The organism is Geminicoccus roseus DSM 18922, from assembly GCF_000427665.1.
Lineage (GTDB): Bacteria > Pseudomonadota > Alphaproteobacteria > Geminicoccales > Geminicoccaceae > Geminicoccus > Geminicoccus roseus.
Map to the genome: position 1 here is coordinate 1354935 of NZ_KE386572.1, position 21650 is coordinate 1376584.

19 protein-coding genes are annotated in these 21650 nt (G+C 68.8%); 9 read left to right on the plus strand and 10 right to left on the minus strand.

The window, feature by feature from the left end:
• The first annotated feature begins 158 nt into the window (after positions 1 to 158).
• Genes GEMRO_RS0107550 through GEMRO_RS0107560 form a run of 3 tightly spaced genes read left to right on the plus strand, consistent with a single transcriptional unit; the run spans position 159 to position 2531 of the window.
• A complete protein-coding gene (locus tag GEMRO_RS0107550; protein WP_407645423.1) occupies positions 159 to 1211 on the plus strand; it encodes an acyl-CoA dehydrogenase family protein in 1053 nt (350 codons plus the stop codon).
• Positions 1201 to 1944: a PIG-L deacetylase family protein gene (locus GEMRO_RS0107555; RefSeq protein WP_027133510.1), complete on the plus strand. Its 744-nt coding sequence runs from the start codon at positions 1201 to 1203 to the stop codon at positions 1942 to 1944. Before GEMRO_RS0107550 ends, GEMRO_RS0107555 begins: the two co-directional genes overlap by 11 nt.
• Positions 1941 to 2531: a class I SAM-dependent DNA methyltransferase gene (locus GEMRO_RS0107560; RefSeq protein WP_027133511.1), complete on the plus strand. Its 591-nt coding sequence runs from the start codon at positions 1941 to 1943 to the stop codon at positions 2529 to 2531. The genes GEMRO_RS0107555 and GEMRO_RS0107560 overlap by 4 nt, the downstream gene beginning before the upstream one ends.
• On the opposite strand, the gene GEMRO_RS28260 is transcribed toward GEMRO_RS0107560, so the two are convergent.
• From GEMRO_RS28260 to GEMRO_RS28275, 4 genes are read right to left on the minus strand one after another with little or no spacing between them, the layout of a single operon-like run.
• Complete coding sequence (locus GEMRO_RS28260; RefSeq protein ID WP_169728336.1) at positions 2464 to 3666, minus strand: glycosyltransferase; 1203 nt, start codon at positions 3664 to 3666, stop codon at positions 2464 to 2466. The two genes, GEMRO_RS0107560 and GEMRO_RS28260, sit on opposite strands and share 68 nt — an antisense overlap.
• Positions 3667 to 3719: 53 nt before the next feature.
• Complete coding sequence (locus GEMRO_RS28265) at positions 3720 to 4820, minus strand: DNA topoisomerase IB (protein WP_051328808.1); 1101 nt, start codon at positions 4818 to 4820, stop codon at positions 3720 to 3722.
• A gap of 12 nt (positions 4821 to 4832) precedes the next feature.
• The gene (locus GEMRO_RS28270; RefSeq protein ID WP_051328809.1) at positions 4833 to 7004 is read right to left on the minus strand and encodes an amylo-alpha-1,6-glucosidase; all 2172 of its coding nucleotides are present in this window, start codon (positions 7002 to 7004) and stop codon (positions 4833 to 4835) included.
• A gap of 10 nt (positions 7005 to 7014) precedes the next feature.
• Positions 7015 to 8133, minus strand: coding sequence for a glycosyltransferase family 4 protein (locus tag GEMRO_RS28275; RefSeq protein ID WP_051328810.1), 1119 nt, complete (start codon positions 8131 to 8133; stop codon positions 7015 to 7017).
• 273 nt (positions 8134 to 8406) lie between these two features.
• Here GEMRO_RS28275 and GEMRO_RS28280 point away from each other — a divergent pair, with 273 nt between their 5' ends.
• Positions 8407 to 9324 (plus strand): PfkB family carbohydrate kinase, encoded by a 918-nt coding sequence (locus GEMRO_RS28280; protein ID WP_051328811.1) that lies wholly within the window; start codon positions 8407 to 8409, stop codon positions 9322 to 9324.
• A gap of 79 nt (positions 9325 to 9403) precedes the next feature.
• Here GEMRO_RS28280 and GEMRO_RS0107590 read toward each other — a convergent pair whose 3' ends face one another.
• Positions 9404 to 10432 (minus strand): hypothetical protein, encoded by a 1029-nt coding sequence (locus tag GEMRO_RS0107590; RefSeq protein WP_035484912.1) that lies wholly within the window; start codon positions 10430 to 10432, stop codon positions 9404 to 9406.
• A 323-nt stretch (positions 10433 to 10755) separates the two neighbouring features.
• Here GEMRO_RS0107590 and GEMRO_RS28285 point away from each other — a divergent pair, with 323 nt between their 5' ends.
• Positions 10756 to 11472, plus strand: a complete 717-nt coding sequence (locus GEMRO_RS28285; protein WP_084506663.1) for a GntR family transcriptional regulator — start codon at positions 10756 to 10758, stop codon at positions 11470 to 11472.
• Positions 11473 to 11484: 12 nt separating this feature from the next.
• On the opposite strand, the gene GEMRO_RS0107605 is transcribed toward GEMRO_RS28285, so the two are convergent.
• From GEMRO_RS0107605 to GEMRO_RS35200, 4 genes are read right to left on the minus strand one after another with little or no spacing between them, the layout of a single operon-like run.
• Entirely contained in the window at positions 11485 to 12381 is an 897-nt protein-coding gene (locus tag GEMRO_RS0107605; protein ID WP_027133513.1) for a DMT family transporter, read from the minus strand.
• A gap of 53 nt (positions 12382 to 12434) precedes the next feature.
• On the minus strand, positions 12435 to 12950 hold the full coding sequence (locus GEMRO_RS28290) for a hypothetical protein (RefSeq protein WP_051328813.1): 516 nt from the start codon (positions 12948 to 12950) through the stop codon (positions 12435 to 12437).
• Positions 12947 to 13561 (minus strand): hypothetical protein, encoded by a 615-nt coding sequence (locus GEMRO_RS0107615; RefSeq protein ID WP_027133514.1) that lies wholly within the window; start codon positions 13559 to 13561, stop codon positions 12947 to 12949. Before GEMRO_RS0107615 ends, GEMRO_RS28290 begins: the two co-directional genes overlap by 4 nt.
• Entirely contained in the window at positions 13548 to 14237 is a 690-nt protein-coding gene (locus GEMRO_RS35200) for a MotA/TolQ/ExbB proton channel family protein (protein WP_027133515.1), read from the minus strand. The genes GEMRO_RS0107615 and GEMRO_RS35200 overlap by 14 nt, the downstream gene beginning before the upstream one ends.
• A gap of 703 nt (positions 14238 to 14940) precedes the next feature.
• On the opposite strand from GEMRO_RS35200, the gene GEMRO_RS28295 reads away from it, so the two are divergent.
• The 4 genes from GEMRO_RS28295 (at position 14941) to GEMRO_RS0107640 (ending at position 20070) form a co-directional block, all read left to right on the plus strand.
• Positions 14941 to 17811: a molybdopterin oxidoreductase family protein gene (locus tag GEMRO_RS28295; protein WP_051328814.1), complete on the plus strand. Its 2871-nt coding sequence runs from the start codon at positions 14941 to 14943 to the stop codon at positions 17809 to 17811.
• Positions 17808 to 18539 (plus strand): 4Fe-4S dicluster domain-containing protein, encoded by a 732-nt coding sequence (locus GEMRO_RS0107630; protein WP_027133516.1) that lies wholly within the window; start codon positions 17808 to 17810, stop codon positions 18537 to 18539. The genes GEMRO_RS28295 and GEMRO_RS0107630 overlap by 4 nt, the downstream gene beginning before the upstream one ends.
• A gap of 25 nt (positions 18540 to 18564) precedes the next feature.
• Positions 18565 to 19509 carry a dimethyl sulfoxide reductase anchor subunit family protein gene (locus GEMRO_RS0107635; protein ID WP_027133517.1) on the plus strand — a complete coding sequence of 315 codons (945 nt, stop codon included), beginning with the start codon at positions 18565 to 18567 and terminating at the stop codon, positions 19507 to 19509.
• Positions 19510 to 19590: 81 nt separating this feature from the next.
• Positions 19591 to 20070 (plus strand): AraC family transcriptional regulator, encoded by a 480-nt coding sequence (locus GEMRO_RS0107640; RefSeq protein ID WP_027133518.1) that lies wholly within the window; start codon positions 19591 to 19593, stop codon positions 20068 to 20070.
• A gap of 33 nt (positions 20071 to 20103) precedes the next feature.
• Here the strand turns inward: GEMRO_RS0107640 and GEMRO_RS28300 are convergent, their stop codons facing one another.
• A complete protein-coding gene (locus GEMRO_RS28300; protein ID WP_084506665.1) occupies positions 20104 to 21405 on the minus strand; it encodes a calcium-binding protein in 1302 nt (433 codons plus the stop codon).
• Between the last annotated feature and the right edge of the window lie 245 nt (positions 21406 to 21650).

Sequence of the window (21650 nt, forward strand, 5' to 3'; positions counted from 1 at the left end):
CGGTCAGGGAGGACGCTGTTCGGCATCCTCTCCCGACGGACCGGACCGCACTTCAGGATCGCCTGCCTATGTCGAGCATTGATTCGCGTATCGCCACCCTCGGCATGAGGCCGCCGGCGCTGGACGACCTTCTGGAGCGGGCCAGGGGGCTTGACCCCATGGGGGACGATCCGGCGCTGGACGAGGATCACGCCTTCCCCGCCGATCTGTTCGCCACCGCCAGGCAGATCGGCCTGCTGGAGGCGCCCCTGCCCACCGGGCATGGCGGGCATGGGCTGGCGAACGACCGGCAGCGGGCGGGCGACCTCTGCGACCTCCTGCGGATCGTCGGCGCAGCCAACCTGTCGCTGGGCCGGCTCTACGAGGGCCATGTCAACGCGCTGGCACTGATCGGCCGGTACGGGCGGCCCGAGCAGATCGCGAAGTTCGCCCAGGACGTGCGGGACGGCCATCTGTTCGGCGTGTGGAACACCGAGATCGGCGACGGGCTTCGCCTGGGCGAGGGACAACTGGCGGGCGGCAAGGTCTATGCCTCCGGTGCCGGCTGGGTGACCCGTCCGCTGGTGACGGCGCGGAATGAACAGGACCAGGTGCTGATGGTGATCCCGTCCGTTCCTGCGGGGGAGCGGGCCGATCTGTCCCGCTGGCAGGCTCATGGCATGCGCGCCTCCGCGAGCGGCGCCCTCGACTTCACGGGGATCGCGATCGGGCCGGAGGAGACCCTGGGAGAGCCCGGCGACTATCACCGGCAGCCCTTGTTCTCGGCCGGAGCCTGGCGGTTCGCGGCGGTCCAGCAAGGCGGGATCGAGCGGGTGTTCGACACCTGGCGCGAGCACATGCGCCAGACCGGCCGCGGCGGCGATCCGCACCAGCAGGCGCGCCTGGGCCAGGCGGCGATCCAGGTCGAGACGGCAAGGCTGTGGGTCGAGCGCGCGGCCGGGGCGGAGCACCTGCCGGACGCGGAGCAGGCTGTCGCCTATGTGAACCTTGCGCGCCTCGCCGTGGAACGGGCCGGGCTGGACGTGCTGGAACTGGCGCATCGCTCGGTGGGTTTGGCCGGCTTCATGCGCACCCACCCGCTGGAGCGCCTGTCGCGCGACCTGGCGACCTATCTGCGCCAGCCGGCGCCTGATCGGGCCCTGACCCAGGCGGCGGCCTACGTGCTGGACCGGGACGTGCCGAGTTTCGGGCTGTGGAACGATGCGCGCTGAGGACTTCCTGGATCAGGCGGAGCGCCTGCCGCTTGCCGGGCTGCAGGAGATCCTGGGCAGTCGCGGGGTTGTGGTCGTCGCCCCCCATCCCGACGACGAGTCTCTTGGCTGCGGTGGGTTGATCGCGCAGGCTTCGGCACAGGGAACAGCGGTCCGGATCGTGGTGGTGAGCGATGGCGTCGGCTCGCACCCGGGCTCGATCTGCTACCCACCCGTGCGGCTGAAGGTGGTGCGCGAGGCGGAGACGCTGAAAGCAGCGCTAAATCTCGGGCTGGAGAGCCGTGCGGTCACCTTTCTGGGACTGCCGGACCGTGAGGTTCCGGCCGAGGGCCCGCGTGCCCTGGCGGCAGCCGAGCAGATTGCCTCGATCGCCAAGGAAATCGATGCCGGAACGCTCCTGGTCACCTGGAAGCACGACCCCCACTGCGATCACCAGGCCGCCCATGCCCTGGCAAGGCATGCCCTGCGGCTTCTCGGGCCCGGCGTTGTGCTGCGCTCCTATCCGATCTGGGGCCGCAGCCTGCCGCCCGACCAGGACGTAGGCGCCCATGCTCCGAGCGGCGTGCGGCTGGACATCTCCGCCCAAGCGGCGGCGAAGCGCGCGGCCATCACCGCCCACGCCTCGCAGACCGGCCGTCTGATCCACGACGACCCGGGCGGCTTTCAACTGGACCCCAAGATGATCGAGCGCTTCGCCACGAGCCCCGAAATCTATCTGGACGAGCCCTCGTGATCGGCCGTCGCCAAGGAACGCTGCCGCCCGAATACTTCGCGAGCCTCTATGACGCGGCAGCCGACCCGTGGTCGTTCGAGACGAGCCCCTACGAGCAGGCGAAGTATCAGGCGACGATCGAGGCGCTGGAAGGTCGCCGCTACCAGGCGGGCTTCGAGGTCGGCTGCTCGATCGGGGTGCTCACCGAGCGGCTGGCGGGCCAGGTCCAGGACCTGCTGGCGGTGGATGTGAGCGACACGGCGCTGGCGAAGGCCAGGGCCCGTTGCCGTTCCCTGCCTCATGTCCGGCTGCGGAACATGCAGGTCCCGGGAAGCTGGCCGGCCGAGCGTTTCGACCTGATCCTGCTTTCCGAGGTGCTCTATTATCTCGACCGCTCTGACCTCGACGCCCTGATCGAGCGGGTCAGGCTGTCCCTGATCCCCGGCGGCGAGGCGGTGCTGGTCCATTGGACCGGCGAGACCGACTATCCGCTATCCGGCGACGAGGCGGCCGAGCGCTTCATTGCCGGCAGCGCCGCCTTCATGCAGGTGCGGCGGCAAGAGCGGGCGGCGAATTATCGTCTGGACGTGCTGCGCCGAGTTCCTTGAGCAGCACCTTGGTGCGCAGCGTCAGCAGCGCGGCATGGCCTGCCATGATCTGCTCGGCCAGTTCGGCCGGGTGCAGGGGACAGGGTGCCAGCAGCGGGCTGGTGTTCTCGATCTGCCGCCAGCAGGCGGCGAAGTTGGGCGCGCGCAGCGCATGAACGACCATGAAGGAGGGCACCGCCAGCGCGGCGACGACCTCTCCGACGGCCAGCCGCCCGGTGCCCTGGTAAGCCTGTCGCAGCCGGCCGCGCCATCTGGCGCGCAGAATGGCGGTGCCGAGCGGCTCCAGGCGAGGGTCGCAGCGCGCGGCGGGATCCTCGTTGCGCAGGCGGATCGTATCGGCGGCCCCGCCGGTCGCCCGGCCGAACAGCCGACCGGACGTCACCACGCGCACCTGCGGATCATGGCGCAGGCGCCAGCCGCTAGCGACGAGCGCCTGGGCCAGGGCCCGGTCCTCGCCGAGCGGGACCGGCGGCACCCCCCCGATCCCCTCGTAGGCATCCAGGGTCACCGCCAGGCTGGCGCCGGACGCGGTGTCATGGCGCGGCCAGGGATCGTGCGGGATCGGGTCCAGCAGGCTGTCGATCTCGATCAGGATGGCCTCGTAGGCTGCTTCGCGTAGGCCGCGCTCGCGCAGTTGCGGTGTCAGCGTAGCACTGTCATCGGGGTCGAGGGCGACAGCACCGGCCACCGCGTCGGCCCCCTGCGCCAGCGCCCGCTCCGTCGCGGCCATCCAGCCTGGCGCCACCCGCGTGTCCGCATCCGTGGTGAGGATCGCCTTGAAACCAACCCGTCCGGCACGCAGCCAGTCCGCCGCCACGTCCATGGCGAGCCGGCGCGCCGTGCCGGCATGACCGATCTCGCTGGGCAGGTCCGCCTGCAGCACCGCCAGCCGGTACGGCAGCATGTCCGCCATCGCGCGGGCACGCTCCGCGCTGTCGTCGCTCGAATTGTTGACCAGGAGGACCACGCCGAACCCGGACGGGTCGATCCCTTGCTGAGCGGCGAGAGCGTCCAGGCAGCGGCCGATCTCGTCCGCCTCGTCCTTGGCCGGGATGGCCACCACCGCTTGTGGCGGCTCGCCATTCAGATGCGGCCGGAGATCGACGAGCAACCGGCCCAGGATATGATCACGCAAGTCGTGGCCCTTGATGTCGTGAGAACCGGCCACTGGCCTGGATTCTCACAACATCAGGAGAGGCTCAGCGTTCCTTCATCTGCCTGCCGTACATTGTCGAGCGCATGCTGCAGGCGCTCGCCCAGATACTGCAGGACGGCAATCTCGTAAGGCTCAAGTTCTGTGCCAGGCTCCGAAGCCGCCATTTCTGTCTCGATCTTCAGAACCTGGAACAGTTCACCTGCCAGATAGTCATCGATGATCTGCGGGTGCACGTAGCTCTTGCGGCAGATCGTCGGCGTGTGGCCCAGGCGCCGGGCCACCTCCTCGATGGCCTGCTTCAGGTTGCGCTTGGCGGCGGCCTGGGTATCGAACTCCTCCAGCTTCGCCAGCGCGCAGGCGCACAAGACCGTGGCCGACCAGGTGCGGAAGTCCTTGGCGGTGAAATGGTCGCCGGCGATCTCGCGCAGATACTCGTTCACTTCCGCGGAATCGATCGCCTGACGGGCGCCTTCCTCGTCCAGATACTGGAAAAGCTGCTGTCCCGGCAGATCCTGCAGCCTTCCGACCAGCCGCGCCAGCCGCCGGTTCTTCAGGGTGATCTGGTGCTCCTTGCCACTCTTGCCCTTGAAGCGGAACCGCAGGGTCGCGCCGTTGATCGCCAGGTGGCGGTCCTTCAGCGTGGTCAGGCCATAGCTCTTGTTGGTCCTGGCATATTCCTCGTTGCCGACCCGGACATGGGTGACTTCCAGCAGGCGCACGACCACCGCGAGTACGCGACGCTTGTGCAGGCCGGGCTTGCGCAGGTCCGCCTCCACCGCGGCGCGGATCGTCGGGAGGCTGCGGCCGAATGCCAGCATGCGCTCGAACTTGGTCGCATCGCGGGCGGCGCGCCACTCGGGATGGTAGCGGTACTGCATGCGCCCGCGCTGGTCGCGCCCGACCGCGAGCAGGTGGGCATCCTGGAAGGGAGCGATCCATACCTCCGTCCAGGCGGGTGGGATCGCCAGGGACCGGATCCACTGGAGGACCGCCTTGTCCTTCAGCAGCTTCCCCTCGGGATCCCGGTAGCTGAAGCCCGTGCCGGACCGGCGGCGGGTGATGCCGGGGATGTCGTGGCTCACATAGCGCAGGGGCAGGCCGTCCAGGACGGTCGAACTTTCAGCAGGCGTCATGGCATCCCAAGGTCACAGCACGAGGATTGCATGGCCGGGACCATGGCGGCCGGTCACGGCAAAGGATACGTCGCGACCCTTGCCATGGATCTCGACGTCGAGGCGGGTGGTGCCCACGTCCAGGCCGCGGATCGTGATCCCCTGGAACCGGGTCGGCAGGTAGGGCTCGACGAAGCGGACCCGCTCCAGTTCGGTGTCGAAGGACATGCCGAGGCAGGCCTGCAGCAAGGCGAACGGCGCCGCCGCCGCCCAGGCCTGCGGCGCGCAGGCGACCGGATAGAGGGTCGGGCCGCGCTGGCCGCGGCGGCGAAAGCCGCAATAGAGTTCCGGCAGGCGCTGCAGGTCCATCCAGCAGGCAGCGTCGAACAGCGCGTCGACGATGCGCAGCAGTTCCGACTTCAGGCCGTAGCGCGCGAAGCCCAGCGCGATCAGGGCGTTGTCGTGCGGCCAGATCGAGCCATTGTGGTACGACATCGGGTTGAACCGCGCCTCGCCCTGAGCCAGCGTGCGCACGCCCCAGCCGGAGAAGGACTCCGGACCCAGCAGGACCTGCGCCACGGACAAGGCGCGCTCCGGCGAGGCGATGCCGCCGAGCAGGGCGTGGCCGGCATTGGAGCTGATCACCCGGCAGGGACGCTTGTCGCCGTCGAGCGCCAGGGCATAGGTGCCGAGATCCTCGCACCAGAACGCCTTCTCGAAGCGCTCCCGCAGCAGTTCCGCCTCCGTTTCCAGCCGAGCGGCGGTGTCGGCTTCGCCCAGCGCCAGGGCGACCTTCGCCAGCGCGCGCTTGGCGCCATAGACATAGGCCTGGACCTCCACCAGGGCGATCGGCCCCTCCGCCAGATCGCCGTCGGCATGGGAGATGGCGTCGTGGGAGTCCTTCCAGCCCTGGTTGGCGAGGCCACTTTCGGAGGCACGATGATATTCGACGAACCCGTCGCCATCGGCGTCTCCCGGGCCGTCGATCCAGGCGAGCGCTGCCCGCAGGGACGGCCAGAGCTGCCGCATGAGGCGCGCATCGCCGGTCCGCTCGAAGTAGAGGCCGGCAAGCAGCAGGAATAGCGGGGTCGAATCGACGCTGCCGTAATAGAGGCTGAACGGGATCTCACCCAGGGCCGCCATTTCGCCGCCCCGCATCTCGTGCAGGATCTTGCCGGGCTCGGCATCGGCATCGGGGTCGGGGGCGGTCGCCTGGAGCGCGGCCAGCCGGCAGAGGACGCCATGGGCGATGGCAGGATCGAGCCAGAGCGCCTCGATCGCCGTCAGGATCCCGTCGCGCCCAAAGGTCGTCGAGTACCAGGGAATGCCGGCGTAGGGATAAGGTCCCTGCGGGGTGTCGGTGCACAACATGTAGAGATCGGCCGACGAGCGTTCGATCACCTGGTCGATCCGGTCGTTCGCGATGGTGATGGCGGGCGCGCGCGCCCTGGCCTGCAGGGTGGCGCGCCGCGCCCGCTTGATGTTCGCCAGGAACGGCCAGTCGTCCTCGTCCGGCTGCTCGCCGCAGGCGACGCTCACGAAGTGCGAGCACCGCCCGCCCGGCGGCAGGCTGACCTCGAACCGTGCCAGATGCCCTTCCAGGGCGGCAGGCCGCGGCTGGAAGTGCAGCCGGGTGCAGCGCTCGGCGCTGTCCAGGCCGAGATAGGCCAGGGTGACGTCGCTGTCGTGGTGGACGGGCTCGCGCCGGCTGCCCCTGGCTTTCCGCTGCAGCCCGCGCACCTCGAACAGGTCGGCGAAGTCGGCATCGAACCGGTAGGTCAGCGTGAACCGGACCGGGTCGCGGCCGTGATTGTGGATGGAGCAGCGCTCGTGCAGCGTGCCGTCCCAGATGAAGAAGAACCGGCTGAGATAGACGGTGTCCTTGGCGAGGCGGAGCTTGCCGTCCCGCATCATGTCCGGGTTGGTCAGCTCGACCACCAGCCCGGTATTGTCCTCGGTGATCTCCGACCCGAGAACCAGCGGCTCGGCGTCGTCGATGTCCAGGGACAGCCGGGACAGGTGGCGGGTGCCGTCGTGGAAGATGCCGTCCGGACCGCCCGCCGAGACCCCGATCTCCCCATGCGAATCGATCACCATGAAGGTGTCACCCTGCTTGAGGTTGCGGCGCGGGCGCGAGCCAGGGCCGATCGCGGCGATGTAGAAGGAAGTCTGGTTCTGGGTGGCGGTCGGATCGACGGGCAGCATGACGGGATGCTCAGCTCATGTTGGCGGCGCGGGCCCCCAAAGGCAGGGCCGGCACGGCCGGTATGCTGGCACCATGCGGCCGGCGCGGCTTGACCCGGGGATCGGCCATGATGGCCGCACTGAACAGTTCAAGATAGTCGCGCGCCATCCGCTGCGCGGAGAAGCGCTGGACGAAGGTGCGCCGGACCTCCTGGCGGTCCAGGGCGAGGGCCGAGGGAAGCCTGGCCACCGCCTCCTCCACCGACCCGACCATCACGCCGTTCACGCCGGACTGGATGATCTCGGGCACCGAGCCGGCCCGGAACGCCAACACCGGGGTGCCGCAGGCCATCGCCTCGATGACGACCAGGCCGAACGGCTCCGGCCAGTCGATCGGAAACAACAGGGCCCGGGCATCGCCCAGGAAACGCGTCTTTTGCCGCTCGTCGATCTCGCCGATGAAGGTGACGTTCGGGCGATCCATCAGGGGTGCGACCACCTCGCGGAAATATGCCGCGTCCACGGCATCCACCTTCGCCGCGATCCGCAGCGGCATGTTCACGCGTGCCGCGATCTCGATCGCCCGCTCCACCCCCTTCTCCGGCGAGATCCGGCCGAGAAAGGCCAGGTAGTCGCCAGCCGGCTGCATGGTTGGCCGGTGCAGGGTCAGGGGCAGGCCGTGATGGATCGTGGCGACGAAGTTGGCATCGGGCAGCGGCAGGCGCTGGTGGTCGGAGATCGAGATCAGGGGGTATTCGGAGAACCGCCGGTAGAAGCCGCGCAGGGACGGCAGGTCCTGGCGGCCGTGCAGGGTGGTGAACACGCGCGACGAGCGGCCCCGGAACAAGGGGAAATGGAAGCCGTCGACATGGAAGTGCAGGATGTCGAATTCATGCGCCCGCGAGGCGACCTCGTCCATCATCGCGAGGTGGCGCAGGACAGGATCCTCGTGCGGCTCGCTCAAGCGGAGCGCGCGCTCGACGCAGGGAACCAGCTCGGCCTTGGTGAGGGAATCGCCGGAGGCGAACAGCGTCACCTCGTGGCCCATGTCGACGAGCTGGTCGGTCAGCCAGGACACCACCCGTTCGGTCCCCCCATAGAGGCGAGGGGGCACGCTTTCGATCAGGGGGGCGATTTGCGCGATCTTCATGTCCGCTCTCAGAACAGGTCCGGAACGCTGCGGGCTGAAGAACCTTCGGTTGCAGGCGAGGTTCCTTGGGCTGACGGGCGCCGGTCCTCCCACCGGCCATCCTATCAGGATCGTGAAGATCGCGGCCGCCGATCCTTGGATCTATGCCCGCCGGTGGCGCATCCGGGCGCGCTGGCCCATGCTGCCGGCGAACCACAAGAAGACCCTCGGGGAGGGGTTGATGCCTCGAATTCGCTTTTCCGGCCCGCGCTGCCCTGCCGTCGGGACGGCTCCATGAGCGCCACCACGCGCCCGGTCATCTGTCTTGGCGCCGCTGTCGTCGATCTGGTGTTTCAGCTGGACGCGATCCCGCGCGAGCCGACCAAGATCCTCGCCCGGAGCAAGACCCTGCGCAACGGAGGTCCTGCCGGCACGGGTGCGGTCGCCTGCAGCCGCCTGGGCATCCCCGCCGCCTTCTGGGGCAATGTCGGCGACGACGAGCACGGAGCGCAGACCCGGGAGGCGCTGCGTCGCCATGGCGTGGATGTCAGCGGGCTGAACACGCTCGACGATGCCGCGACGGTCCTGGCCATCGTGATGGTCGATCCGACGGGTGAGCGGCTGATCGTGGCGCATGGCGCCGACATCTTCGAGCGGCCGGCGGGCCGGCTGCCGCTGGAGAAGCTCGGCAGTGCCGGCGCGGTGCTGGCCGACACCGCCTGGGTGGACGGCACGCTGGCGATTCTCGAGGCCGCCAGGGAGGCGGGCGTGCCCAGCGTGTTCGACGGCGAGGACAACCGCGACACCGGGCTCCTGCTGCGCCTGGCCAGCCTCTCCCGCTATCCGGTGTTCTGCGAGGGAGCGTTCGCCCAGGTTACCGGGAGCGCCGTGCCCGACGCCGCCAGCCTGCAGGGCCTGGCCAGCCGGCTCGGCCGCGATATCGGGGTGACGCTCGGCGAGCGCGGCTCCTTGTGGTGGATCGGCGGGACGCTGCTGCACGTGCCGGCGCTGCAAGTGGACTGCAAGGACACGACCGGGGCCGGCGACGTGTTCCACGGGGCGTTTGCCGGAGGGATTGCCGAAGGCATGCCGGTCGAGCGCGCGATCCGCTTCGCCAGCGCGGCCGCCGCCCTCAAATGCGCGGCCGGCAACGGCTGGGACGGGATGCCGGACCGGGAGACGGTCGAGAGGGCGATGGTCCGGATCGGATGAGCGGGCAGCGCCGTCCATGAAAAAGGGCCGCCCGACCGGGCAGCCCTTTCCGTTCGTGCTAAGGATGGATCCGGCAGGATCACATCTTGAGGACGGCCTCGGTGATCTCCGAATCGGCCGAGAGGTCGCGCATCGGGCGGATGCCGGCCTTCTCCAGCTCGCCGTGATAGGCCTTCACCGCCTCGGCCGGGTTGGTCTCGCCGTCGATCACCGCCTTCATCAGCTTGACGATCGCCAGCGGATGCTCGGCCAGGTTGATCTTGCGGCCGAACAGCACCAGGCGCGCACCGTATTTCTGCGAGGCGGCCAGCAGCTCGAACGTGTCGCGGGTGGTGCCGGCACCGCCGCCCAGGATGCCCACGATCAGGCGCGGGTCGTACTCGGCCAGCTCGGTCAGCGCCTTCGGGCCGTTGAACGGCATCTTCAGGAACTGCGGCTGGGCGATCTTCGGCACGCCGGCGATGGCGTGCAGGATGCTGTCGTTGACGAAGTCGCCGATCTCCTCGATCGAGCTCTTGTCGAAGCCGACGTTCGGATTGAACACCTCCAGGAAGTGCTTGAAGCCCCACTCCTCGGCCTCGGCGCGGAAGTCGCGGTAGTGGTTGAGGGCTTCCCGGTCCTGCTCCGCGTCACCGACAAAGGTCACCGAGTAGAGGCCGAGATCGGTCAGGGTCGGCGGGGTGCCGGGCTCCACGTCCAGGCGGCCGTACATCGCGTGCGGGATCTCGGCCGTGCGGAACGGCAGGGAGGCGGTCGCGCGGTAGTTGCTGTTGCGCGGGCCCTTGATCTCGGTGGTGTCGTTGGCGCGGATCGCGGTGCCGACCTTACTGCCCTCGAACAGGCCCTCTTCCTTGAGGATCTCCAGCGTGGAGACCGAGACCAGCATCAGGTCGACGATGTCCTGGCGGACGATGTCGCGGATCTGCTGGAGATGCGCCTCGCGGGTCTTCCACTTGCCGGTCGGCTTGCCGTCGGCGCCGCGCACCGCACCCGGCATCGGGATGCCGCCGCCCATGTCGCCGTCCTTGGCGTCGCAGATGGCGAAGTCCTTCACGCTCGGATCCTTGCGGATCCGTTCGAGCTTCTCCTCCAGACGGTTGCTGGCCATGATCACATCTCCACTGCTTCGTTGAATTCCGTGCGGATCGGCAGACCCGCCGCCGCCGCGCCGAGACCGGAATCTCCGACGACCACGAGGTCCTTGCGACCGGTCGATCGTCGTCACGCATTTGCCTGCCTGCCCGAGGGCTTCCTGCCACAGGAACGGTGACAGCGCGAGTGCAAGATGGCGACTTCCAGCAACATCCGGCAAAAAGCCGCATGATCCATGCTGCTACCCCCCTGAAGCTGGACGAGGCGCCGGCTCGCAGGTGACGGCATGGTGAAAAAAAGCCAATGCTGCGCCCGACGGCGCGGTAAGGGTGAAATGGCGTGGCAAGGGAAGTGGGCAAGGAGTTGGGCCGGTCATTGCGGCGAAGCGGCGAACTGCTCCAGCGTGTCGACAGGCCACGCTCCCTGGTCGCGATCGTGCTCGACCAGATCCGCGACCTGATCGTCACCGACGGCCTGCACCTGGGTGAGCAGATTTCGGAGAACACGCTGGCCGAGCGGCTGGGCGTCAGCCGCACGCCCGTGCGCGAGGCCCTGCTCCGGCTGGCGTCCGAACGCCTGGTCGAAATCCAGCCGCAGCGCGGGACCTTCGTGTTCCAATGCGGCGCCGACGAGGTTCGCGACATCTGCCAGCTGCGTGAAATCTTGGAAGTGGGCGCGCTGGGCCTGGCGGTTGCCCGCGACCGGGAAGGCCTGCTGGCAGCCCTGGATCCCTCGCTCGAGGCCGCGGCCAAGGCGGACCTGCGCAGCTCGGCCGACTACCAGCCCTACGACCACGCCTTCCACGAGCTGCTGGTCGCCAGCTCGGGCAATGCCGAGCTGATCGAGGCCTATGGCAAGATCAGCGGCCGGATCCGGGCGATCCGCCACCGGATCATCCGCACCCTGGACCAGGTCGCCGAATCGCAGGCGGCCCACCGGACGGTGGTGGAGCATGTCCGGGCCGGCGACGACGCCCTGGCCGAGCAGGCCCTGCGCCATCACGTCTACAGCAGCTATCGAGGTGCCCGCGCCCTGGCGGGCGGCAGCGACGACTGAGCCGCCGGCCGCTCAGGCCTGCGAGGCGCGGGTGGACAGCCAGATCGCGGTGAAGATCATGGTCGCCGCGACCAGGTGCTGGAGCCCGATCGGCTCGCCCAGGAATATCCAGGCCAGGACGGCGGCGATCACCGGCGCCAGGTTCGCCAGCACCACGGCGACCGTGGCGCCGGCCGCGGCGACGCCGCGGTCCCAGCAGAGATAAGCAACGATCGACGGGAAGATGCCTACATAGACCAGGCTGGCCAGCACTGGCGGATCCAACACCATGACCGGCTGGAACAGCAGCCACTCCGCCAGGAAGGCCGGCAGGAGCAGCAGGACGCCGATGCCGATCTGCGCCAGCAGCAAGGGCGTCATCGGCACCGGCGGCCGGGCGCGGCGCAGCACCAGCGTGTAGGCGACCCACACCATGGTCGCCAGCATCATCACCAGGTCGCCTTGGGCGAACTGCAGGTGCAGGAGGCGGGACGGGTCGCCCTGGCTGCCGACCGCGACCACCCCGCCGATCGACAGGAGCGTCGCCAGCACCGCCATGCCGCCCGGGAACCGGCGGTCGATCACGGCCTGGACAACCAGCACGAAGCTGGGCGCGGTGGCGCCGATCAGGAGCACGTTGACCGGAGGCGAGGTCACCAGCGCCGTGTAGAGCAGCGAGTTGTAGAGACCGACCCCCAGCACCGCCAGGGCCAGGGTCGCCTTCCAGTGCTGGAGCAGCACGTCCTGGTGGCGACGCAGCGCCCGGGCCGCGAAGGGCAGGAGGATCAGGAACGCCAGGGTCCACCGGCCGAAGGTCAGGGCCAGGGGAGGGAAATGTCCTGCGAGCGCCCGGCCGACCACGGTGTTGATCGCCCAGAACAACGGAGGGAACAGGAGCAGCCATCCGTCGCGGGGAAAGGAGCGGTTCATGACCGCCGCCGGTAGCGCGTCGGCGTGCTACCGGCAACTGGCCATGAGCGAGGTCAGGCCTCCTCGCCGGGCGGCTCGACCCGCAGCGCCTGTTCGGACGGCGGCTCCTTGGACGGCAGCTGCGGTTGCGGCAGCGCGTAGAACTTGGGCTCGCGCATGTCCAAGGTCGGCTCGAAGGGAAGCTTCATGCGCACGCCGGTGCCGTTCTTCATAGCCTCTTCCCAGGCGGTCTGCAGTTGCTCGGCCAGCTTCTGATCCCAGGGCAGCACGTAGGCGCGCGGCTCGGGATCGGCGGAGAACTGCAGCCACAGGAACAGCCCCTCGCCTTCGCGCATCTGCTGACCGAGCACCGTCGCCTCATCGGCGTTGCGGTGCCACCACTCCAGGCCCACCGGCTTCGGGCGGCTGAGGAGGTCGGCATAGGCGGCATAGCCGATCGGCAGGAAGCAGAGCAGCCCGGCAAGGGCGGCCAGCTTCACGACCGTCGCATGGCGCGACCAGAGGACGGCGGAAGCGAGGGCTGCGGTCAGCAGCACGGAAATCACGAACAGCAGGGTGAGGGTGGTCATGACTTGGTTCCAGAACGTAGCGGACGGAACAGCGTGGTGACGCTGTCCTGGATCAGCCTTCCCTCCTCGTCGAGGCGGAAGCGGAAGACCGTCCTTTCCTCGCCCTCCCGGTTCATGGCGACGTCGCTCACCAGGATCTGCTTGGAGACCTTGTTCTGGCCCTTCTTCACGCTGGTGACGACCTTGACTCGGATCGCCTGCAGGGAGGAGCGGTTGCGGTAGAGGTGGAGATTGACCGTGTATTCTCCGGGCAGCAGGCCGCGGCTGTAGCTGACCTCGTAGTTCTGCTCGGACAGGTCCATCTGCTTGCCCAGGTCGTCGCGCAGCAGGTTGAACAGGCCGCCGCCCTTGTTGGAGTAGCCGACCGGCACATCGCCCGGCCCCTGCACCCAAAGGTCGACATCGGCGTCGAGATCGCCCTGCCAGTGCGCCTCGATCATCACGTTGCCGGGCATGCTCGCGGCGTCCTTGCTGGTGGCCGCCTGGGCTTCCGGCCGCACATGGGCCAGGACGATCATGACCACGGTCACGAACCCGGCCAGCGCCAGCATGATGGTGTCGCGGAAGACCGTGTCGGCGGCGTCGTCCTCGCGTTCGTCAAACACGTCCATTGGATTCTCCCCGCTCGACCAGGCGTGACAGGAGGTGGACGCTGCCGGCTTCCAGGAGCCGGTAGTTCAGTATCAGCCAGATGTTGAGGGCGGAGCCGACCAGGGTCGTGTAGAGCGCGGTCGACATCCCTTCGAGCAGGCGCGAGACCATGCCCGGGATCGCCGCCACGTCGCCCACCGTGTCGGGCTGCACGCCGGACAGGGCCTGGATGAAGCCCAGCACGGTGCCGATCAGGCCGAGAAGAACCAGGACGTTGGCGACATGGCGCACCGTGGCGATCCGCTGGGCGAGCTTGAGCTTCAGGGCACCCGCGAGATTGGCCCGCACCGCGGCGTCGCGGCCCTGGATCCGGGCCAGCCAGTCGCCGACCCGCGTCTGGGGGGTCGGGCGCGGCTGGTCGAGGGCGTTCAGCTCGCGCGCCAGCATGAAGGCGCGCTGGGCCGCCCAGACCAGGCCCACCACGAACACGGTCACGATCAGCTTGACCAGGTGGGTGGAATCGGTGGCGAAGATCGGGTCGAGCAGGCCTGCCATCCAGGCAGCGGCGACCAGGGCCAGGCCTACCAGGTTGATGAGCAGGAAGCGGAAGGCGATCATCCAGCGCCAGGTGGCGCGGTGCTCCGCGACCGGAACGGCGGCGGGACGATCCTGGGGAAGGATTGCGGCGTTGGACATGGCGGTTCGTCTCCGGGCGTGCCCAGCGGGGCCGGCAGGAGATCGCAGCGCTGCGATCTCCTGCCGCCGACCTGGGGAACAGGAACGACGTCAAGCCATGGCGACGACGATGGTCATACGATCACGAAGCCGCGAATGCTGCAATGCACAAAACTGCGCAGATGACATGCGCGTGACGGAGCCTGTCGTCGTTCGAACCATCTGCAACCGTCGTGGCACGGTTGGGTGTGTCACTTCCGAATGGCCAGAGCACCACCTTCAGTTCAGTGAATGGTTCTTTAGCTCCAGGCTACGCAAGCCTTGCCCTAAAATGATGTTGACAGGGAACGACTCGCAATCATCGAAAACGATATCATTGTGAATTTTCTTACTCAATCTCAAAGCTGACTCCAAGCTTGATCCCTCACAACGAAAAATCGCAATGCTAAGGCGCGTGGGTCTTAGGCATCAGACCCTTCCGAGTAGCAGTGGGAGCTCCCGCATGTCAGGTTCATGCGCGACAATTTGCTGCAATGCATCAAACCGCCGGTGACATGCGTGCGGCAGACGCGCTGGCGGGTTGATCCGCCTGCGGCCACCGGGCCACAGGCGCTTGAGAGCGCTGCGGCATCCTGGACTGGTTCCAGAACGGCCCTCGCCAGCGTCTAAACCGTCGCTTAACCTCGGCTTAATAGGCATCGGGCAGGATCGGTTCGGGATCGGGATGACAGACGGCGGTGGAGTGCGGGTCGGGCAGGGCGTTGCCGCGGACGAGGTGAAGACCACCACCTGCTACATGTGCGCCTGCCGCTGCGGCATCCGGGTGCATCTCCAGGGCGGCGAGCTGCGCTTCATCGACGGCAACCCCGATCATCCGGTGAACCGCGGCGTGCTGTGCGCCAAGGGATCGGCCGGGATCATGCAGCAGCATTCCCCGGCCAAGCTGCGCAAGCCGCTGATCCGCACCGGCCCGCGCGGCAGCGGCGAGTTCCGCGAGATCGAGTGGGACGAGGCGCTGCAGACCGCCACCGGCTGGCTGTCCCGTATCCGCCACGACGACCCGAAGAAGCTGGCCTTCTTCACCGGCCGCGACCAGTCGCAGGCGCTCACCGGCTTCTGGGCCAAGGACTTCGGCACACCCAACTTCGCGGCCCATGGCGGGTTCTGCTCGGTCAACATGGCGACCGCCGGGATGTACACCCATGGCGGCTCCTTTTGGGAATTCGGCGAGCCGGACTACGAGCGGACCCGCTACTTCCTGATGTTCGGCGTGGCCGAAGACCATGACAGCAACCCGATCAAGATCGGGCTGGCGCGGCTGAAGGAGCGGGGCGCGAAGTTCGTTTCGGTGAATCCCGTGCGCACCGGCTATTCCGCGATCGCCGACGAATGGCTGCCGGTGACGCCCGGGACCGACGGCCTGTTCGTGATGGCGCTGATCCACGAGCTGCTGCGCGCCGGCAAGGTCGACATCCCCTACCTGCAGCGCTTCACCAATGCCGGTTGGCTGGTGGTGGAGGCGCCGGGAGCCGCCACGGACGGGCTGTTCGCCCGCGACGGGGACGGCCGGCCGCTTTGCATGGACCTCGCGACCCGTTCCCTGCAGCCCGCCGAGGCGGCCGGGGTCGACCCGATGCTGGCGGGCTCGGTCGAGCTACCCGACGGCAGGCGGGCCCGGCCCGTGTTCGAGCTGCTGGCCCGGCGCTACGGTTCGGACGAGTATGCGCCGGAGAAGGTGGCGGCGCGCTGCGGGATCGATGCGGTGGTGATCCGGCGGATCGCCCTGGAGCTGGCGCAGGCGGCGTTCGACGAGGCGGCCGTGGTCGAGACCCCCTGGACCGATGTGTGGGGCCAGCGCCACGAGCGGTTCGTCGGCCGCCCGGTCGCCATGCACGCCATGCGCGGCATCAGCGCCCATGCCAACGGCTTCCACACCTGCCGCGCCATCCACGTGCTGCAGACGCTGCTGGGCGCCATCGACACCCCCGGCAGCCACCGGTTCGAGACGCCCTATCCCAAGACCATCCCGCCAGGCCCGAAGCCGGCCGGCAAGCCGGAGCACATCGTCCCCGGAAAGCCGCTGCCCGGCATGCCGCTCGGCTATACGCTGGGGCCGGAAGACCTGCTGGTCGACGATGACGGCGAGCCGGTGCGGATCGACAAGGGCTTCTCCTGGGAGGCGCCGCTTTCCGCCCACGGCCTGATGCATCTGGTGATCGGCAACGCCCGGCGCGGCGATCCCTACCGGATCGACACGCTGTTCATGTACATGGCGAACATGGCCTGGAACTCGGCCATGAACACCAGGGAGACGATCGACTGGCTGACCGAGATCGACCCGTCGACCGGCGACTATGTCATCCCGCGGATCATCTATTCCGACGCCTACCATTCCGAGACGGTCGCCTATGCCGACCTGATCCTGCCCGACACGACCTATCTGGAACGCCACGACAGCATCTCGCTCCTGGACCGGCCGATAGGCTCGGCCGACGCCATCCAGGACGCGATCCGCCAGCCGGTGATCCCGCCGGACCGGGACGTGCGGCCATTCCAGGATGTGCTGATCGAGGTCGGCTGGCGCCTGGGCCTGCCGGCCTTCACCGGTGAGGACGGCGAGGCGCGCTACGCCTCCTATGCCGACTACATGGTCCGCCACGAGCGCACGCCGGGCGTCGGGCCGCTGGCCGGATGGCGCGGGGCGGATGGCGGGTCGACCGGCAAGGGCGCACCCAATCCCGACCAGCTCCGGCGCTACATCGAGAACGGCTGCTTCTTCAAAGAAGAGCTGCCGGAATCCGCCCGGTTCATGAAGCACTTCAACAAGGACTATCAGGAGTACGCGGTCCGCACCGGGATGATGCCGGCGGTCGGCCCGCTGACCATCCAGATCTATTCCGAGCCCATGCAGAAGTTCCGCCTGGCCGGCCAGGGCCATGGGCATGTCCTGCCGCCGGAGCGCCACCGCGCCCGGGTCGCCACCTATTTCGACCCGCTGCCGTTCTGGTACCCGCCCTTCGACGCCGCCCACGACCGCGACCGCTTCCCCCTGCACGCGGTCACCCAGCGGCCGATGGCGATGTACCATGCCTGGCATTCGCAGAACGCCTGGCTTCGCCAGATCCATGGCGAGAACCGGCTCTATATTTCGGCGCCTTTGGCCCTGCGCCATGGCCTGGCCGACGACGACTGGGCGCGGCTGGAGAGCCGGCACGGCGCCATCGAGGTGCAGGTCCGGGTGATGGAAGGGGTCAACGCAGACACCGTCTGGACCTGGAACGCGATCGGCAAGCGGGCGGGGACCTGGGGGCTGAGCGCCGACGCCAACGAGTCCAGCCGCGGCTTCCTGCTCAACCACCTGATCGACGACCTGCTGCCCGACCGGGGCGAAGGGATGCGCTACGCCAATGCCGATCCGGTCACCGGGCAGGCTGCCTGGTACGACCTGACCGTGCGGATCGAGAAACTGCCCCGCCACGCCGGCGGGCGGACCCAGCCCGCCTTCGCTCCCCTCGCCCGCCTGCCCGGCCTGCCGCGCCCGCCCGAGGCAGTCGCCTATGGCGGCCGGTTCGGCGCCTGGAAGCCCCAGCCATGACCATGCTCCCCTCTCCCGCTTCGGCCAGGCGCCTGGGCCTGGTGATCGACCTCGACACCTGCGTCGGCTGCCAGGCCTGCGTGGTCGCCTGCAAGGAATGGAACACCGGCGGCTATGGCGCCCCGCTGGCCGACCAGCACGCCTACGGCAAGGACCCGAGCGGCGCCTGGCTGAACCGCGTCCACGGCTTCGAGGCCGGCGAGGGCGCCGAGGGCCGGATGGTCCACTTCCCGAAATCGTGCCTGCACTGCGAGAACGCCGCCTGCGTCACGGTCTGCCCGACCGGCGCCTCGTTCAAGCGGTCCTCCGACGGCATCGTGCTGGTCGACGAGGACAAGTGCATCGGCTGCGGCCTGTGCGCCTGGGCCTGCCCCTATGGCGCCCGCGAGATGGACCCGCAGGCGGGCGTGATGAAGAAATGCACGCTGTGCGTCGACCGGATCTATGCCGAGGACCTGCCGGAGGAGGAGCGCGAGCCGGCCTGCGTGCGCACCTGCCCGACCCATGCCCGCCATTTCGGCGACCTCGCCGACCCGGACAGTCCGGTCAGCCAGCTCGTCGCCGCGCGCGGCGGCTTCGACCTGATGGCCGAGCTCGGCTACCGCCCGACCAACAAGTACCTGCCGCCCCGGCCCGGCAAGCGCGGCTGCGGCAGTGGCCAGCCGGCGCTGGAGGATGCGTCGCCGAAAGGCGGCTTCCTCGGCTGGCTCGACAAGGTTTTGTCCTGATCCCATCCCGGCACCCGGCCCAGACATGCATCCAGCCCGCTCGATCCTCCTGTTCTCCACCCTGGCCGGGGCGGGCTACGGCCTCCTGTTCGTGCTGGCGCTGGCGCTGCTCCTGGGCCTGCTGCCGCCCGACCCGGCGCTGGGCCTGCTCGGCATGGGCAGCGCCCTGGCCCTGATCACGGCCGGCCTGGTCTGCTCGCTCGGCCATCTGCGTCGGCCGGAGCGGGCTTGGCGCGCGCTCAGCCAGTGGCGCTCCTCCTGGCTGTCCCGTGAAGGCGTCGCCGCCCTGCTGACCTACCTGCCGGCCGGCCTGCTCGCCCTGTTCTGGGTGCTGGACGCCGACACGCCCTGGCCGCTGGCCCTGCTCAGCGCCGCGGGCGCCGCCGCGACCGTCGCCTCCACCGGGATGATCTACCAGTCGATCATCCCGGTGCCGCGCTGGCACCACCCGCTCACCACCCCGATCTATCTCTGCCTAGCGCTTGCCAGCGGCGCCGTCCTGGCGGCCCTGCTGGCCGGCCCCTGGCTGCTCTCGTCCTTTCCCTGGCTGCACGTCCTGGCGCTCATCGCCTTGCCGCTCGCCTGGGCGGAAAAGTGGCGCTGGTGGCAGGCCACCGACCACGCCGCGCCCACCGCCACCATCGGCAGCGCTACCGGCCTTGCCCGGTTCGGCAAGGTAGGCCTGCTGGAGCCGCCGCACACCAGCTCCAACTACCTCCTGAACGAGATGGGCTACCGGGTCGCCCGCAAGCATGCCGCCAAGCTGCGCCGCATCGCCCTGGTCCTGGGCTTGGCCGTGCCCTGGCTGCTGGTCGCCGTGGCCACCCTGGCGCCCAGTCCCGCCTTCGCCATCCTCCTCACCTTCCTCGCCGCCGCCGCCACCCTGGCCGGCACGCTGGTCGAGCGCTGGCTGTTCTTCGCCGAAGCTAAGCACACGATGAACCTGTACTATGGCGAGCAGGCGGCCTGACGCGGAAGCTGACGCGCGGAGGAGTAGCCGCCTGCGCCAGGGCGGGCTTCCGACGGGGCCGCGAGCCAAAAAAGGTTAGCCATGCAGAACGCGCCCCGGCACCAGGTCCAGATCGTCACCTTCCCCGATACTCCGGTCGCGCTGATGCCCCACCTCGGCGACCCGTCCGGCATCGAGCGGACCGTGCAGCGCTTCGTCGCCTGGAGGCAGGCGGTAGGCCTGCCGCCAGGCAGGACGGCGACCTTCAACATCCTGCACGGCGACCCGGCGACCACGCCGCCGGACCAGTTCCGCCTGGACCTGTGCGTCGAGGCGCAGGCGGTGGCGCCGAACGATGCCGGGGTGGTGGCCGGGCTGATCCCGGGCGGCCGCTGCGCGCTCCTGCGCCAGGTCGGCAGCGAGGACGGCATGATCGAGGCGCTGCGCTGGCTGTCCGGCATCTGGCTGCCGGGCAGCGGCGAGCAGGCGCGTGGGACGCCGATGTTCTGCCAGCGCGTCCGCTTCTTCCCCGACGTACCCGAGCACGCCGCCGTCACCGACATCTACCTGCCGTTGCGCTGATCAGCAGGAAGCCACGCAAACCAGACCGGCCGCTCAGCCAATGTCCGCGGCGGTCATCCCGGTGACGCCGAACAGGGTGATGATGCCGCTCACCTCGAACACCGCGGTCAGCTGCGGCACCTTGGCGACGTCGATGATCGTCGACTGGCGCGTGCAGCCGTCCAGCGTGTGCGGTGCCACCGCCACGGCAGCGTCGCCATCGTCGAGGATGCTGTTCTGGTTGGTGTCGAGGTCGGCGAAGGTCAGGCGGTGGCGGCTGTCTCCGCCGCCGTCCGGGTTGCCCGGGTTGTAGGTGGCAAAGACGCTCAGCACGTCCTCCCCGCGCACGAAGTCGGCGATCACGTCGTTGGCCTCGTGGACGCGCAGCCAGGTCAACCCGTCGCCCTCGTTGAAGTTGTAGGAGAAACGGTCCCGGCCGGCCCCGCCGACCAGCAGGTCCCGCCCGTCCTCGCCCTGCAGCAGGTCGTCGCCGCTGCCGCCCAGGATGGTGTCGTCGCCAACGCCGCCCCGCAGGATGTCGTTGCCGCCGCCGCCCTCGAGCCGGTCGTCGCCCCAGTCGCCCGCGATCTGGTCGTGGCCATCGTCGCCGAACAGCCGATCGTCGCCCGCACCCGCATTGATCCGGTCGTCGCCCGCCCCGCCGCGCACGATGCTGCGCGTTTCGAACGGCGCGCCGGGCGCTTCCTGCTCGAAGTCGCCGGCCCAGTACAGGTCGTTGCCGGCACCACCGTAGAAGGTGACCAGCCCCGGCGTGGCCCAGGCCGAATCGTCGCCGTCGCCGCCGTACAGCACATCGCCGTCGCCGCCGTCGAGGACATCGTTCCCGGCCTCGCCGTGCAGCACGTCGCGGCCACTGTTCCCGTTCAGGGCGTCGTTGCCGCTGCCGCCCCAAAGCTGGTCGTTGCCGGCGCCGCCCAGCACCGTGTCCCGTCCGGCATCGCCCCACAGGCGGTCGTTGCCGTTGCCGCCCTGGATGTGGTCGTCGTGGTCGCCGCCGGAGACCCGGTCGTCGCCGTCCTGCCCCCAGATCCGGTCATTGCCGGCGTTGCCCAGGAGGAGGTCGGCGCCCTGGCCGCCGAACAGGTCGTCCCGGCCGATCCCGCCAACCAGGCTGTCATCGCCCTCGCCGCCCTCCAGCCGGTCGTCGCCGTCCTGGCCGTACAGCCGGTCGGCTCCGGCACCGCCAAGGAGGCGGTCATTGCCCAACTCGCCATACAAGGCGTCGGCGCCTGCTCCGCCGTTCAAGAGATCGGCGCCGCCCCGGCCATACATGGTGTCCTTGGAGGCGGTGCCGGTGATTGTGTCGTTCCTGGATGTCCCAATGAAAGTCGGCATGGAAACTCTCCCGTGACCTTGTGCAGATGTACGGGTGGCTTCTTATGGATACTGACAGCAGAAAATCCGAGCGATGCGTCTGCCACCCGTACTGTCTGGTTCTGCTGCAAAACATGATCGTCAACGACAAATGAAAATGACGAACGCAGACCATTTCCAGGAGGATCTCATCCTCCTGCGATCATCCCAAAGTTTCGAGAACGCATCGCAATTGTTCAATGCGCAGCAGAGTGCTGCGCACATTA